Source organism: Clostridium zhoujianii (assembly GCF_051590805.1).
Lineage (GTDB): Bacteria > Bacillota > Clostridia > Clostridiales > Clostridiaceae > Clostridium.
The window spans coordinates 1,912,547-1,927,078 of the sequence record NZ_JBPUTF010000001.1; the positions used below are offsets into that span (position 1 = coordinate 1,912,547).

The following is a 14,532-nucleotide window of genomic DNA, read 5'->3' on the forward strand; positions in this document are numbered from 1 at the left end:
ACCTAAAACATAAACATAGTCTTAACCGAATTAAATAAATCATTAATCATGGATATTATCATAATTAGAATAATTACGATTCCCGCTATATTTGTAATTGCCGCTACTTCGCTTTTACCACTGCTTGTTAATACCTTATCTAAAATAACCAAAATAATCCCTGCCCCACCTATCTTAAAAAGTATACTTATATCTAGCATCTTATTCCTCCCACTATAATAAAAATATTGATATCATTGCTCCTAAACATATTCCAAGATATCTATATAATTTTGTATTTTTTTTAGATATATCCAAAGCTTCATCTATATTCAACTTTAGATTTTCTAAAGCTAGTTTAAATATTTTTTCTTGTCCATACACTCCTGTTTCTCCAAGGGATTTTAAAAAATCTCCTAAAACACTCTTATCTTCCTTATATAAATAAAAGTCCTCTTCATATTCTTGATATTTCTCTTTAAATGCTAAATATACATTTGAATCTATGCCTTTTGTTAGCTTAATTGAGACATCTATTAAAAGCTTATTAAATGGCTCTACTATCTTAGCTCCTACATCATTTAATGCTTCTGGTAGGGGTGTATTATTAAAAACCACTTCATTTTGTAATAATGTCAAGGCCTTATAGGATTCTCTAAGATCTATATGTCTCTTTCTAAACCTTTCTCCATACATATAGCCTAATATGGAACAAGTACAAAATATCAAAAGAATTAATATAATCTTAAGCATTTTTTCTCTCCTCCTTTCGGAATAGAATAAACACCCTCAATTGTTCCTACACCATTTTTATTACTTAATACAACTATGCGTTCTAATATGTTATTAACAAATAGTTCATCAAATACTTGCCTTTTAACTAAATCCTCCGTATCTGCTCCATGAATTGTAGCAATTATATTTACCCCAGAATTAAACGCCATTGATAAGGCCTCTATATCCTTCAATGTACCTATCTCATCACATATTATTACTTCTGGTGAAAGACTCCTTATAGCCATTATCATCCCTTCACTCTTTAAGCAATTATCAAGTACGTCACTTCTTATCCCTACATTCATCTGTGGTACCCCTAAATAACTTGCAGCTATCTCACTTCTCTCATCTATAATAGAAACTTTCTTTCCTCTTTCAGAAATACTTCTTGCTATATCCCTTAAAATTGTTGTCTTTCCACACTTAGGTGGGGATATTATCAAAGTATTATATACCCTATTTTTTTCATATACATGCTGCATAATTTCTTTTGAGCAACCTAGTATTTCTCGGCTTATTCGAATATTTAAAGATGATATATTTCTAATTGTTTTTAGCTTTCCATTTTCCATGACACATTCCCCTGCCAAACCCACCCTATGACCACCTTTAATGGTTATGAACCCTTGTTTAATTTCTTCTTCATAAGCATATAATGAATAATTAGAAATTCTCTGAAGTATATATTTTACATCTTCTTTTGTTGATATAAAACTAGCTACAACCTCACCTTTTGCAACTGTAAGTATCACAGGCTTCTCAGCTCTTATTCTTATCTCCTGTAATGTCTTATCCCTAATATAGTCTTCTAAATAATCTACCATCTTTGGTGGAAAAATTTTTAAATAACTTTCATCCAACACATCACCACTTCCTCCTCTATCGTTTAGTCCTATTTAATTTCTATTTACTAACTCAAAGAATTATTACATTTACTAAAAAAAAATATGTAAATTAATTTTTTCTCATTATTTAATCAGTAAGTATTTTTAATAATTAAATTTTTAGGATAAAAAAAAGAAGCCCTTAGGCTTCTTTTCAAAAACTATATTATACTTTCTCCACAGTATGGACATGGGATCTCTTTATTTTCTTTAATGGTAGATGCTTCTATATAAATTGGTTTGCCACACTTAGAACAGCTAACTTCCCTATACTCTTCTTCCATTTCATCTAATTCTTCTAATGATACCTCTTCGAAAAGTTCTTCTTGAATATCTGAAATATCATCATCTAAATAATTAAGATTTTCTGCTAATGCAGCTTCATTTACCAATATCTCCTCGACCTTCCTTGATAGTTCATCTAATACTGAAGATATATTTGTAAATATCTCTTTATATTTCCCATCATTAACATTTTCAATACTTGTGTTTAATTTATCAATTGTATGTTTAAGTTCTTTCATCTAAACACTTCCTTGTATCTATTAAAAATTGCTAAGCTCTCCGAACTTAGCAATTCAAAAACTATATTAAACTCTTTCCATGTAGTCGCCAGTTCTAGTGTCTATTCTTATAACGTCACCTTCATTAACAAACATAGGAACGTTAACAATTGCTCCTGTTTCAACAGTTGCAGGCTTTAATGAGTTTGTAGCTGTATTTCCTTTAACCCCTGGTTCACAATGAGTTATTTGTAACTCTACAAAGTTTGGAGCTTCTACTGAGAAGGCATCACCTTTGTAGAACTTTATTATTGCAAACATGTTTTCTTTTAAATACTTTATTGCTTCTTCTACTTTTTCATGATTTAGTGGGATTTGTTCAAATGTTTCTTGATCCATGAAGTAATATAATTCTCCATCTGAATAAAGATATTGCATTTCTTTTCTTTCAATTACAGCTTCTTGGAACTTAGCTGTAGGATTGAAAGTTGTATCTGTAACTCCACCTGAGATAACGTTTCTTAGCTTAGTTCTAACGAAAGCCGCACCTTTACCTGGTTTAACGTGTAGGAAGTCTATTACTGTATAAACTTGTCCTTCGTGCTCAAAAGTCGTACCTTTTCTTAAATCTCCTGCTGATATCATATAAATATCCCTCCAAAATGTATAAGTTTCATATTAATTACCCTCGAATAAACAAGGAGTTTTTATTATTTAACGTAGTTGTTAAATCCACAACAATGTTATTTTATCAGAAGAAATAAATAAATGCAATTATTTTACTTACTTTATCCTAAAATTCACCTTTTGTTGAATAATTCAATGTAATTACACTTTTTACATTTTCTTCATTGAATTCAAGGCTATAATCTTTTATCAAAAAATTATCTAAATCTTTAATTTTATTTATAAACTCTTCTTTATTTCCTTCAACACTTATCCTTATTAAATATGCATCATTATCCATTATAATATTCATAAATTCTATATCTTTTTTCTTATTTATTTCTGCCATTACCTTACCTATTGTTACTTCATCTTCTCTTTCTTTAAAAACTTCAATACTTTCATACTCATTCTTAACCTGCTTATCCTCCCTAAAAACAATATATACTTCACAAGAAATTATAAGTAAAAGTATTATTGTGTAGATTTTCACCTTCATATATCTACTCCTTCATAACTTCAATCTTATATTTATCTTCACCTAAATATTCAATCGTATTAATTGAAAAACCCTCTTTTTCGCATATTTCTTCCAGTATTTTTTTATCTCTAACTATAACTTTTCCACCTTTTTCCGAAAAGCTACCACTTACGCCTTTAGATGGAATTTCTATCCATTTAAATACCTCTTCCTTAGAAATATAACTTTCACCTGCATTTACTAATTTTTTACCTACTTCTTCTTTTTTATTTATTCCTAGTTCTTTTATCCCTATTGGCAATAATATAAGTGCAATGATACTAAGTAATACTAAACCACGTCTATCTCCTCTGTTAGTCTCATTCACCTTCATCTCTACAAATGAACTAGGTAAAAAATCTTTCTTTATATAAGGCTTTATCATTAATAATACCTCCAAAGTCTAATTCTTTCACATTTTTTATGTTAATGTCACCTATCCTGCTATCAAAATATAATGGTTCCTCGCCTTTAAATTCTTTTATCCTAACTAAAAAATACTCCAAATTTCTTTCTACAAAAGATCCATTAAAGATACCATCCTTAACAGAAATAAAATAATAGCTGTCCTTATAACTAAAAATACTTCCCCAACTTTTATCTTTTATTTTTCTTTTAATTTTCTTTAACATTTCTAATTGAATTGGTATAATTTTAACTTTTCTTATATTTTCACAAAGCTTAGATACCTTTCTCCCCCCTTTTATAGCGTATATACTAAGTTCCTTCCTCTTCCTATTCATAGTATAATGAAAAAGATAATCTTCATCTAATCCAAAAGCCTCCTCAATGATTCTATTTATATCTTTTGAATCAATTTTGTTTTTTTTATCAAATATATATTTCTTTATATATAGATCCTCATCTAGTAGGTACATTACCCTATTTCTTACAGATTTTTTTTCCTTAATAAAATCCTTTATTTCATAATTTAACCCTTTATATATTAACTTGTTATACTTTAGTAAAATTACCTTACTTCTCAAGTTTAACTCCTCCTATACCACATATCTTCTTCCAGTAGGTAACAAAAACCATTTATTATTTCTTTTCTCATATCTTAATGAAATTTCTTTCCTCAATCCTCTACTATCAATTAATATAAATCTATCTATTTCTTTATCGTAAATTAATACTACATTTGATTTTATTACTGTTGCTTCATTGCTAATTAATATTTTTTCAATATCAATTGTTTTATTATTTACATATAAATTTACTTCTGAGAGAATTTCCTCAGTATCCCTATCAATACTATATAAATCACTATACTTTACTCCCAAATTATTACGTAATATATTATTGTATAAAATTCTATAAGAGCAAATGGAAACAAGAACTACTACCATAAGTATAAATAGCATATTAAGCATTGAGTATCCTCTTCTCTTTCTCGCTATATGCATTTTATGAATCGCTCTTCCCCCCTCATTATTACTAAATAGATAATCCTTCCTTTTTTTATTATCTGACTTCCTTTAACTCCCCTTAAAATAACATTCGATACCTTGCTATTAATTGGACTTGAAGCATCATAATAGTCAGCCACTAAATTATCTCCATTTATCCAAACTTTTGTGCTTTCCCAAGCATCTCCAGCATTATCTTTAAAGAAAACTATTTTATTATTTTCATAATATATATCTGTAACTTCTGAATTGTTCATAGAATCTACTAATTGAAAACCTTCCTCAACAACATTTATTTCCATACTATTTTTAATATCTTTTATATAGCTACTTCTTACTTGAAAAAGTAATTTTATCCCCAATGTAACAATAATTAAAGAAGTAGCCATATATACTATGCATTCAATTAACGTATATCCTGATTTTTTTCTATACTTCATCCATCCAAGGTGATTTTATAATCCCTTGTTCCAACACCTCACCTTTATACTTAATTTTTACTACTAGTTCTATAAATCCTTTACTTTTTTCTGAACCTATAATCTCTATAAAATTATCATCCTCAGTACTTAAGGGTATATCAAATAGATTTCTTTTTGTAAGTTCAACCAATGTGCCCTCGTTATATATAAGCTTTCTCCTGTCATCTAAAAGAGAACTTTTTACTTCTATAAAACTATTGTTATACTTTAACTCACTACAGATAGCCTTTAGACTTTCTTTCATAGTAAGTTTATTCTGCCTATTATTAATTGATTTTTTTATGCTTAACCCAAAAGTTAAGGCTATTCCACCTGCAATAAAAAGAATAAATATTGCCACTAAAACCTCAATAAGTATGCTACCCTTACTTTTTTTCATATATCATATCCCACCCCCAAATAGTAATAAGATTTACTGAAACTCTTATTGTTAATCTATACTCATTCCCTCTAAGATCCATTAACTTTACTGTGTCTGATTGCATATTGCCATCTTTGTTTATCTTTATACTTTTATATAATGATGAGTCATCTTTATTGTCCTTAACTATTTCAATTACCTTTGGCAATACAACCTCTTTAATATTCTCTCCAGCACGAACTTTGAAGCCAACAGTTAAAGTACCTTCTTTTTCTTCTAAGTAAAATATCCCTTCTTTTTTATTATTTCTACAGTATAGTTCCCCATAACTTAATGTATCTTCAATCTCATAAAGGGCATAGTTTATCTGATTATCATTATTAATATTTTTATATAAGCCATATCCACCAATACCAATGGAAAAAAGTATAGCTAAAATTGACATTACAGCTATTAATTCAACTAAAGTATATCCTTTTTTCTTCATAATTAATGTACTCCTCCATACATCATGTCAAACATTGGTATTACAAATATAAAAATAAAGATGAATACTACCACTGCCATTGTAATAATTAAAATTGGTTGTATTAAAGTTATTATTCTATTAATTTTTTCAGTTGTTCCTTTTTCTAGTCGCTCTTCTAATTTATTAAATGTCATGGCTACTGAGCCACTAACCTCACCTAATCTAATCATTGATAGGCTATAATTTGATATAAATTTGTTGTTTCCAAGGGAGTTACTCATTTCAATCCCCCTTATTACATCATTATTAATTTGTGCTAATTCATTTTTCACAAATAATATATCTGATGACTCCAGGCAAAAGGCCAATCCTTTTACTATAGGCACACCACTATTAATAATTACTGATAATATTAAAATAAAAATATATTCATAAATATCTCTAATTACCCTTATTCTTAATATTATTTTAGATTTTTTTACTTTTTTTATTAAAATACTTAATATTATTGAAGGAATAATCATCCCCCAAGATAATGTAAATATGAGACTTGCTAGAGGTTCTTCTATAAAAGCCTTCTTTAATAAATATATAAACTCAATACTTCCTGGTATTTTCCCTCCAAATGAACTAAATGCCTCGTAGAAGCTTGGAATAAGTACAAAGGTTAAAAATATTCCTAAACTTATTATTGATATAATTAAAAATAATGGATATATTAAAGCATTAACTACTTCTTTCTTAACCCTTCCTAGTTTTCCATAATACTTACTTAAACTTATTAATACTTTTGTAAGTTCTCCATTATTTTCTCCTACACTTATTATCCCTATAAAAAAATCTGGATATAGCTTAGGATATAATTTAAACCCATCCTCAAGGCTTCCCCCCTTAAGAATAGTATCTCTCAAACCTCTTATACTTAACTTGTACTCTTTAGATAATGGTAACTCAGACAATAAATCAAGAGCTAATGAAATCTCTATTCCATCCTCATAAAGGACTCCTAAGTTTTCTGCTATTAATGCTAATTCTTTATAACTACTCTTCAAATAATTCTTCCCCTTCTATAAATCCTAAGTAATCTTCATAATCTATTTTACCTTCTAGTAGTAGCCTGTTTACCCCCTCTAGCATCTGCTTATTTGACAGTAAATCCTCGTTTTCATATATATTTCTCAGCTTTTCTCTGATAAATTTATCTATATAATTTACTGATGCAACTAAGGTTCTTCCAGTATAACCAGTTCCATTACAGATAATACATCCCTTTTTTCTATAGACCCCTATCAAACTACCATTCAAATCTATTTCACCACTTTTTTCTTTACATCGATCACATATCAGTCTAATTAACCTCTGTGAAATTATCCCTCCTAATGCATCTCTAATTAAATAATCTTTTACTCCCATTTCTTCTAGCCTTAGATATACTTCCCTTGCTGATTTAGTATGTATAGTTGAATATACTTTATGTCCTGTTATTGAAGCTCTAACAGCCATCTTAGCTGTTTCCTCATCTCTTATCTCTCCAATCATTATCACATCTGGATCTTGTCTTAAAATACTACGTAATCCTCTTGCAAAAGTAATTCCTATCTTTTGATTTAGATTAATTTGATTAATACCATCCATTTTTATTTCTATTGGATCTTCTAAGGTTGTAATATTAATCTCATCCCTTTTTATCATATTTAGAATTGTATACATGGTAGTAGACTTACCACTACCAGTTGGTCCATTACATATAATTAGGCCACTACTTAATTTAATTATTTTTTCTAATGTTCTTAATTGCTCAGCTGTGAAGTTTAATTCTCTAATATCTGATAAAAATTTTTCCTCGTAGAGTATTCTTAATACTAGTTTCTCACCTCCAACAACTGGTATAGTTGATAATCTACAGTTATATTCAACCTCACCATCCATCATGAATATTTTTCCATCCTGAGGCCTACGTTTTTCTGTTATATCCAAATTCGCTCCTACCTTTAGCCTAGAGGTTATTTGTGAATATTCCTCAAGCATTAATTTTCTAACTAAGATTAATGCTCCATTTATTCTAAATCTTATATTTAATGCCCCATCTACTAATTCATAATGTATATCACTAGCCTTACTTTCAATTGCTTCTTTAAATATCTTTTGTTCTATATTCTTATAGTCGTAATCCAAAACTACATTAATTAAATTCATTATTTCATCTTTGCCATGCTTTAGAAACTTAATTCTTTTTCCAAATAAAAAAGTTAAAAATTCCTTTCCTCTTTCAGAATCATCACTAGTAGCAATATATGCCGTATCTTCTTTTTCATATAATGGAATCACTTCATATTCTTTAGCTTGATTTATAGGTACTTTTCTAGCAGTATTTAGATCTATTTCTTCTATTAGCCTTTTTCCACTCATTGTCCACCTCCCTATACAAACCATTGCCCAATATCTAGGATGATATACTTAAAAGTAAAAAAAATATCAATAAAGCATTCACTTTATTGATATTTAACAACTTATCTTATTGATCTATTTATAAAAGTAAAGTCCTTCCCTTCCTCAGACACCCTTCCTACACTTCCATCTTTAGAACATTTATATACCCTTGATTTATCTAACTCTTTATCTGCCCCAATAAATAATATATTCCCTTCTTCATCAATGCTTAGACCTTTTTCACTATTAATTGATTGAGGATAATCATATGTTATTCTAGTTGCAGTATTATTTTTTAATTTAAAGATAGCATATCCACTATTTATTTTCTTACCTAAGACATAATATTCATCACCACTTTTAAGTATATCTGATATTTCGACTATATCCTCATTTATTATACTTACTTCCTTGCTATTTTTATCTATTACTTTTAACGACTTCTTATCATCAATGGTTTCTTGTAGAAATACCGCTCCATCTTCGGTACTTTTTATAAACTGTATTAATCCACCTTTCAGTTCATAAATTAATTCTTCTTTGCCATTTTCTAAGTTATATATGTAAACCCCGTAAATTCCATCATCACTAGTTCCATAATAAATTAATGTCTTATCATCTAACCAATCCATATCCCTCCATGAGAATATCACTTTAGGCCTAAAATTAACTTCTTTACCATCTTCTAATGATCGAACTTTTGCAATAAATATATCATCACTGTCCTTGGTAAAATATGATACATACTCACCTTTTGGTGATAAGTTTAATTTTATATCATTCTGCCCAACACCTTCTAACATGACATTTTTTCCATTATAAAATCCAACATATTTCCCATCTTCCTCTGAGATATAATTACCACTTTCATAATCATATATCCCTACGATATCCTCCCCTTCAATCTTATTATACTTTCCACTCTGAAAGTTATAATTGCTGTATATCCCCTTTTGATTCTCTGTAATAGATCCCCTATTTAGTTTTACCCCTTCAACTTTATCTATATTGATTTTATTTTCCCCACAGGAAACTAAAATTAAAGAACAAAATAATACGCCTAGTGCTCCAATTTTTTTAATATTACTTAATCCCATTCCTTCTCCCTCATACTTTAAAATAATGTTATATTTACAATAAACACCACCCATAGTCTTTTTATTTGCTATATTACAATAGATATAATAATATATTATAAATAAATATCTAGTTACTATTTAACTTAATTAAATATTTAAAAAAAATTTGTACTTTTTTATAATACTCTCTATATCTATCGATTACAATAGCCTATTATCTCTATAAATAAATATTTATATATCATATTATATATACTTCTTCATAAAGTTATTATTTCCTCCCATTTATCATAGCAAATATGAATAAAATCACTATTATACCATCTATTAACTTATTAGATTCTCCTAAAAACTTAACTAACCTTTTAATTAATGATATACTATGTTTATCACAGTGAAAGGATGAATATTATGGCACTAGATGGAATATTTCTTTATAGTTTATTAGGTAGTTTAAAACCAACCCTAATAGACTCAAAAATTGATAAAATCAATCAACCTGAAAAGGATGAAATAATTATAACTTTAAGAAAAGAGAGGAAGAATCATAAATTACTTATATCAGCCTCATCTAAATTTCCTCGATTACACTTTACTGATGCTGTTAAAGAAAATCCATTGAAAGCACCTATGTTTTTAATGGTACTTAGAAAATATTTAATAGGGGGACGTATAATTGATGTCTATCAAAAAGATAGTGATAGGATAGTTATCTTTAAAATTGAGGCTTCGGATGAGATGGGATTTAATAGTTCTTACTCACTAATAATTGAAATAATGGGTAGACATTCAAATATCACACTTATCAGAGATAGAGATAATAAAATTATGGAATCAATTAAGCACATAACACCAGATATAAATAGCTATCGTGTTTTATATCCAGGTGTTAATTATGTATATCCTCCAGAATCTAATAAGTTAAATCCATTTAAAATGAGTATAGATGACTTTTCAAGTTTTGTAGATGAAAATGATGTAAATTTTGATGAAAAATTTTTCTCTAAAACTTTAACTGGAATTGCAAAACCTTTATCAATAGATCTTTATACTAAAGCAAAAAACTTAAATATATCATTAACAAATAAGTCTGAATTATATAGCTTTATAAAAGATTTTATAGCAGGCCTTGATAGGAATAATAAATTTTTAATATACACAAATGAAAATGGTTTATATGTAGACTTCTATTCACAACCACTTTCTTATAATGACCAAATTAATAATTCTATTGAGTTTGAATCACCTTCAATTTTATTAGATAATTTCTTTATGATAAAAGATAAGCAAGAAAGACTATCTAATAGATCAACTGATCTGCAAAAGCTTATTAATACAAATATTGAGCGCTGTAATAAGAAAAATAAAATTCTTAATGAAAATCTAAAAGAAAGTGCTGAGAAAGATTTAATTAAAATCAAAGGGGATTTACTCACTTCTTATATTTATACTTTAAAGCAAGGAGACGACAAAGTAAAACTATTAAACTTTTATAGTGAAAAGGAAGAATATATTACTATCAATCTTGATAAACACAAATCTCCTTCTGAAAATATTCAAAAGTATTACAAAAAATATAATAAGCTTAAGAAGTCTGAGGAATGGGCTATTGAACAACTTGCAAAAAATGAAGCTGAATTGGAATATTTAAATTCAGTCTTAACAAATATAATAAACGTTGAATCTTATGATGAAATTGAGCAAATTAAAAGAGAGCTTATGGAAACTGGATATATCAAATTTAAGAATACTAATAAAGGTAATAAAAAAGTTAAAGAAAGCAAACCACTTCATTTTGTTTCTTCTAGTGGTTTTGATATATACGTTGGAAAAAATAACCTACAAAATGATTATTTAAGCCTTAAATTTGCTCATAGAAATGATATTTGGTTACACACTAAAAATATCCCTGGTTCTCATGTAATAATTAAAGGCCTTAATATTGATGATCAAAGTCTTGAGGAAGCTGCAATTATTGCTGCTTACTATAGTAAAGGTAAAAATAACTCAAAGGTACCTGTAGATTATACTGAAGTACGAAATCTTAAGAAACCAAATGGGGCAAAGCCAGGAATGGTAATTTACTATACAAATAAAACAATTTACGCTGATCCAAAAGAGTACGATAAACTAAATATAAGAAAAGTTTAATTCTTTAACCCTTCTCTTATAAATTAAAATCCCAATATACATACAGCATAATGTTATATGTATATTGGGATTTTCTATTTTATCTATGACTTTCTAATTAATTCTTGGATAACTGTATCTCCTTGACCTTTTATTAATGGATTATCTAAGTATTGATAGTAATAACATCTAAGCTTACCATTGTAAAGCTTTCTATTTTTAGTAGATTTTATTCCAAAAGGCTTTTCGAATTCTTCATATGAAGTTAAAATGTTAAATTCCCAGTCTTTGAAATCTCTTTTATAGTCTCCAAATACTTTATATAGTTTTTCAACTTCAGACTTTTCACTTAATCTTTCTCCATAAGGTGGATTTGTTATAATAAACCCATATCTTTTTCTATGAGAAAATTCCTTAAAGTCTCTTTTATGAAACTCTATATACTCACTTACGCCAGCTTTTATTGCATTATTTTGAGCTGTTCTAAGAACCCATGTATCTATATCATAGCCTAAAAGTTTTATTTCTTTCTTCTTTATAGCTCTTTTTGCACCTTCTCTTACTTGATTAAATATATAATCAGGTATGGTTGGCCATTCTTCACATGCAAAAGTCCTATTTAATCCTGGAGCAATATTTTGCATTATCATTGCTGCTTCTATCAGTATAGTTCCAGATCCACAGAAAGGGTCTACAAGTTCATATGTATCCTGCCACCTTGATAGGTATACCATTGCAGCGGCTAATGTTTCTTTTAAGGGAGCTGCCCCAGAGTGTTCCCTATAGCCTCTCTTATGTAACCCTGAACCAGAAGTATCTATTGTTAAGGTTACCTTATCCTTTAAAATAGCTACTTCAATTCTATATACAGGTCCATTCTCTTCGAACTGTTTTATTCCATAAGCTTCACTCATGCTAGTTATAACTGCTTTTTTAACTATTGATTGGCAGTCTGGAACACTATGAAGTGTTGATTTAACAGATTTTCCTACAACGTGCATTACTCCATTCCTAGGGATTATTTTACTCCAATCTACTTTTTTAGTTCCTTGGAATAACTCCTCAAAGGTTCTTGCTTCAAATTCAGCCATTTTTATTAATACTCTGTCTGCAGTTCTAAGATGAATATTAGCAATTGCTATATCCATCTCATCACCAGTAAAGAATACTTTACTAGTTTCTGTCTTTACATCCTCATAACCTAAAGTCTTTAGTTCCTTTGCCGTTATCCCTTCAAGACCAAATGTAGTTGTTGCTATTAAATTATATTCCATATCTTTTCTCCTTCAGAGTGGTTTTAATCCTCGTATATTTTAACTGAATCCTCATTATCTATTTCAACAATATGAACTGCAATCTTTTCGTCCTTTGATGTTGGTATATTTTTCCCTACATAATCTGCTCTAACTGGTAATTCTTTATGACCTCTATCAATAAGTACAGCCAATTGAATAGCTTTAGGTCTTCCCCTATCTATTACAGCATCTATAGCCGCTCTAACCGTTCTGCATGTGTATAAAACATCATCAACAAGTACAACTTTTTTATTTTCAACATCTACACCAAGATCAATATTTTTTACCTTTGGTGTTTCTGCTGAATGTGTTAAGTCATCCCTATAAAATGTTATGTCTACTGATCCAACTGGAACATTTACACCCTCTATTTTCAATATCTCATTAGCTATCCTTTGTGCTAAAGGGTATCCTCTTCTCTTTATACCTACTAACACTATATCTTCTACCCCTTTATTTCTTTCAATAATCTCATGGGATATTCTAATCAAGCTTCGTTTTACAGCCTTATCATCTAGTAAATTAGCTTTTAATTTCATTATTTATCTTCCTCCTACATAACCTCTTTTCGTAATCTTTCTAAAAGATTCTCGAAATATTTTGGCAAATCAGAAGAGAACTCCATGAATTCTCTACTCTTCGGATGAATAAATCCTAAGATCTTAGCATGAAGCATTTGTCCTTCTAATTTATATTTTTGCTTCTTAAATCCATATAGTGGATCACCAATAAGTGGATGACCAATTGAAGCCATATGTACTCTTATCTGATGGGTCCTACCAGTTTCTAACCTACACTTAACTAATGTAGTTTCCTTATATCTCTCTAAAACCTCATAATGCGTTACAGCACGCCTTCCATCTGGAACTACTCCAATTTTCAGTCTGTCTTTTTTATTTCTACCAAGTGGCTTATCTATTGTTCCTTTATCTTCCTTTATTCTACCCTCTACTAAGGCATAATACTCTCTCTTCATAGAATGATCTCTAAGTTGATCAGATAAAAAATTATGTGATTCATCGTTTTTTGCAACAACTAAAATTCCTGTAGTATCCTTATCTATCCTATGTACAATACCTGGTCTAACAATCCCGTTAATACTTGATAAGTCAGTACAATGATATAATAAAGCATTTACTAGAGTTCCAGTGTAGTTACCTGGTGCAGGATGTACTACCATTCCTTGAGGTTTATTTATAACTATAATGTCTGAATCCTCATAAACTATGTCCAATGGAATATTTTCTGATTCTACCTTCAGTAAAATAGGCTCAGGTAATAAAACCTTAATTTCATCATGATATCTTAATTTATAGTTACTTTTTATAATTTTATCATTAACTGTTATATTTCCTTTTTCAATTAACCCTTGTAAGTATGATCTTGATTTATCTACAAAAAGCTGAGATAAATATTTATCTATTCTCTCTCCTTCAAAATCCTCTTCGACTGTATATATAGTTTCTTCCATTATGTTAAACACCTCTATATTCTATTCTTTAACATTATAATATAACTGTCTTAACAAGGTCAACACCAGGTAAATAC

General features: G+C 28.8%; 19 protein-coding genes. 1 reads left to right on the plus strand and 18 read right to left on the minus strand.

Annotated elements, in window-relative coordinates; genetic code table 11:
* Window positions 1-2: 2 nt before the first annotated feature.
* From spoIIIAC to ACSYT2_RS09035, 15 genes are all read right to left on the minus strand, one after another.
* The gene (spoIIIAC, locus tag ACSYT2_RS08965; protein ID WP_430854890.1) at window positions 3-200 is read right to left on the minus strand and encodes a stage III sporulation protein AC; all 198 of its coding nucleotides are present in this window, start codon (window positions 198-200) and stop codon (window positions 3-5) included.
* 13 nt (window positions 201-213) lie between these two features.
* Window positions 214-732 (minus strand): stage III sporulation protein SpoIIIAB, encoded by a 519-nt coding sequence (gene spoIIIAB / locus ACSYT2_RS08970; protein ID WP_438384546.1) that lies wholly within the window; start codon window positions 730-732, stop codon window positions 214-216.
* Window positions 714-1,580, minus strand: coding sequence for a stage III sporulation protein AA (spoIIIAA, locus tag ACSYT2_RS08975; RefSeq protein WP_430855754.1), 867 nt, complete (start codon window positions 1,578-1,580; stop codon window positions 714-716). The genes spoIIIAB and spoIIIAA overlap by 19 nt, the downstream gene beginning before the upstream one ends.
* Before the next feature lie 221 nt (window positions 1,581-1,801).
* On the minus strand, window positions 1,802-2,164 hold the full coding sequence (locus ACSYT2_RS08980; protein ID WP_438384547.1) for a CD1247 N-terminal domain-containing protein: 363 nt from the start codon (window positions 2,162-2,164) through the stop codon (window positions 1,802-1,804).
* 66 nt (window positions 2,165-2,230) lie between these two features.
* A complete protein-coding gene (efp, locus tag ACSYT2_RS08985; RefSeq protein ID WP_430854893.1) occupies window positions 2,231-2,788 on the minus strand; it encodes an elongation factor P in 558 nt (185 codons plus the stop codon).
* A gap of 148 nt (window positions 2,789-2,936) precedes the next feature.
* Window positions 2,937-3,308, minus strand: a complete 372-nt coding sequence (locus ACSYT2_RS08990) for a hypothetical protein (protein WP_430854894.1) — start codon at window positions 3,306-3,308, stop codon at window positions 2,937-2,939.
* A 4-nt stretch (window positions 3,309-3,312) separates the two neighbouring features.
* Window positions 3,313-3,714: a hypothetical protein gene (locus ACSYT2_RS08995; RefSeq protein WP_438384548.1), complete on the minus strand. Its 402-nt coding sequence runs from the start codon at window positions 3,712-3,714 to the stop codon at window positions 3,313-3,315.
* Window positions 3,677-4,315, minus strand: coding sequence for a hypothetical protein (locus ACSYT2_RS09000; RefSeq protein WP_430854896.1), 639 nt, complete (start codon window positions 4,313-4,315; stop codon window positions 3,677-3,679). Before ACSYT2_RS09000 ends, ACSYT2_RS08995 begins: the two co-directional genes overlap by 38 nt.
* Window positions 4,316-4,327: 12 nt before the next feature.
* Complete coding sequence (locus ACSYT2_RS09005; RefSeq protein WP_438384549.1) at window positions 4,328-4,735, minus strand: hypothetical protein; 408 nt, start codon at window positions 4,733-4,735, stop codon at window positions 4,328-4,330.
* Complete coding sequence (locus ACSYT2_RS09010; RefSeq protein WP_430854898.1) at window positions 4,726-5,178, minus strand: hypothetical protein; 453 nt, start codon at window positions 5,176-5,178, stop codon at window positions 4,726-4,728. The genes ACSYT2_RS09005 and ACSYT2_RS09010 overlap by 10 nt, the downstream gene beginning before the upstream one ends.
* Window positions 5,168-5,599, minus strand: coding sequence for a type IV pilus modification PilV family protein (locus ACSYT2_RS09015; protein WP_430854899.1), 432 nt, complete (start codon window positions 5,597-5,599; stop codon window positions 5,168-5,170). The genes ACSYT2_RS09010 and ACSYT2_RS09015 overlap by 11 nt, the downstream gene beginning before the upstream one ends.
* Entirely contained in the window at window positions 5,586-6,068 is a 483-nt protein-coding gene (locus tag ACSYT2_RS09020) for a type II secretion system protein (RefSeq protein WP_438384550.1), read from the minus strand. Before ACSYT2_RS09020 ends, ACSYT2_RS09015 begins: the two co-directional genes overlap by 14 nt.
* Before the next feature lie 2 nt (window positions 6,069-6,070).
* Window positions 6,071-7,102, minus strand: a complete 1,032-nt coding sequence (locus ACSYT2_RS09025; RefSeq protein WP_438384551.1) for a type II secretion system F family protein — start codon at window positions 7,100-7,102, stop codon at window positions 6,071-6,073.
* Window positions 7,092-8,459 carry a GspE/PulE family protein gene (locus ACSYT2_RS09030; RefSeq protein ID WP_438384552.1) on the minus strand — a complete coding sequence of 456 codons (1,368 nt, stop codon included), beginning with the start codon at window positions 8,457-8,459 and terminating at the stop codon, window positions 7,092-7,094. Before ACSYT2_RS09030 ends, ACSYT2_RS09025 begins: the two co-directional genes overlap by 11 nt.
* A 101-nt stretch (window positions 8,460-8,560) precedes the next feature.
* Window positions 8,561-9,577: a hypothetical protein gene (locus ACSYT2_RS09035; protein ID WP_430854903.1), complete on the minus strand. Its 1,017-nt coding sequence runs from the start codon at window positions 9,575-9,577 to the stop codon at window positions 8,561-8,563.
* Between the two features lie 393 nt (window positions 9,578-9,970).
* On the opposite strand from ACSYT2_RS09035, the gene ACSYT2_RS09040 reads away from it, so the two are divergent.
* Window positions 9,971-11,710: an Rqc2 family fibronectin-binding protein gene (locus ACSYT2_RS09040; RefSeq protein WP_438384553.1), complete on the plus strand. Its 1,740-nt coding sequence runs from the start codon at window positions 9,971-9,973 to the stop codon at window positions 11,708-11,710.
* An 83-nt stretch (window positions 11,711-11,793) separates the two neighbouring features.
* Here the strand turns inward: ACSYT2_RS09040 and ACSYT2_RS09045 are convergent, their stop codons facing one another.
* The 3 genes from ACSYT2_RS09045 to ACSYT2_RS09055 are packed head-to-tail and all read right to left on the minus strand — an operon-like array spanning window position 11,794 to window position 14,455.
* On the minus strand, window positions 11,794-12,963 hold the full coding sequence (locus ACSYT2_RS09045) for a THUMP domain-containing class I SAM-dependent RNA methyltransferase (protein ID WP_430854905.1): 1,170 nt from the start codon (window positions 12,961-12,963) through the stop codon (window positions 11,794-11,796).
* Window positions 12,964-12,986: 23 nt separating this feature from the next.
* A complete protein-coding gene (pyrR, locus tag ACSYT2_RS09050; protein WP_430854906.1) occupies window positions 12,987-13,523 on the minus strand; it encodes a bifunctional pyr operon transcriptional regulator/uracil phosphoribosyltransferase PyrR in 537 nt (178 codons plus the stop codon).
* 14 nt (window positions 13,524-13,537) lie between these two features.
* The gene (locus ACSYT2_RS09055) at window positions 13,538-14,455 is read right to left on the minus strand and encodes an RluA family pseudouridine synthase (RefSeq protein WP_430854907.1); all 918 of its coding nucleotides are present in this window, start codon (window positions 14,453-14,455) and stop codon (window positions 13,538-13,540) included.
* Between the last annotated feature and the right edge of the window lie 77 nt (window positions 14,456-14,532).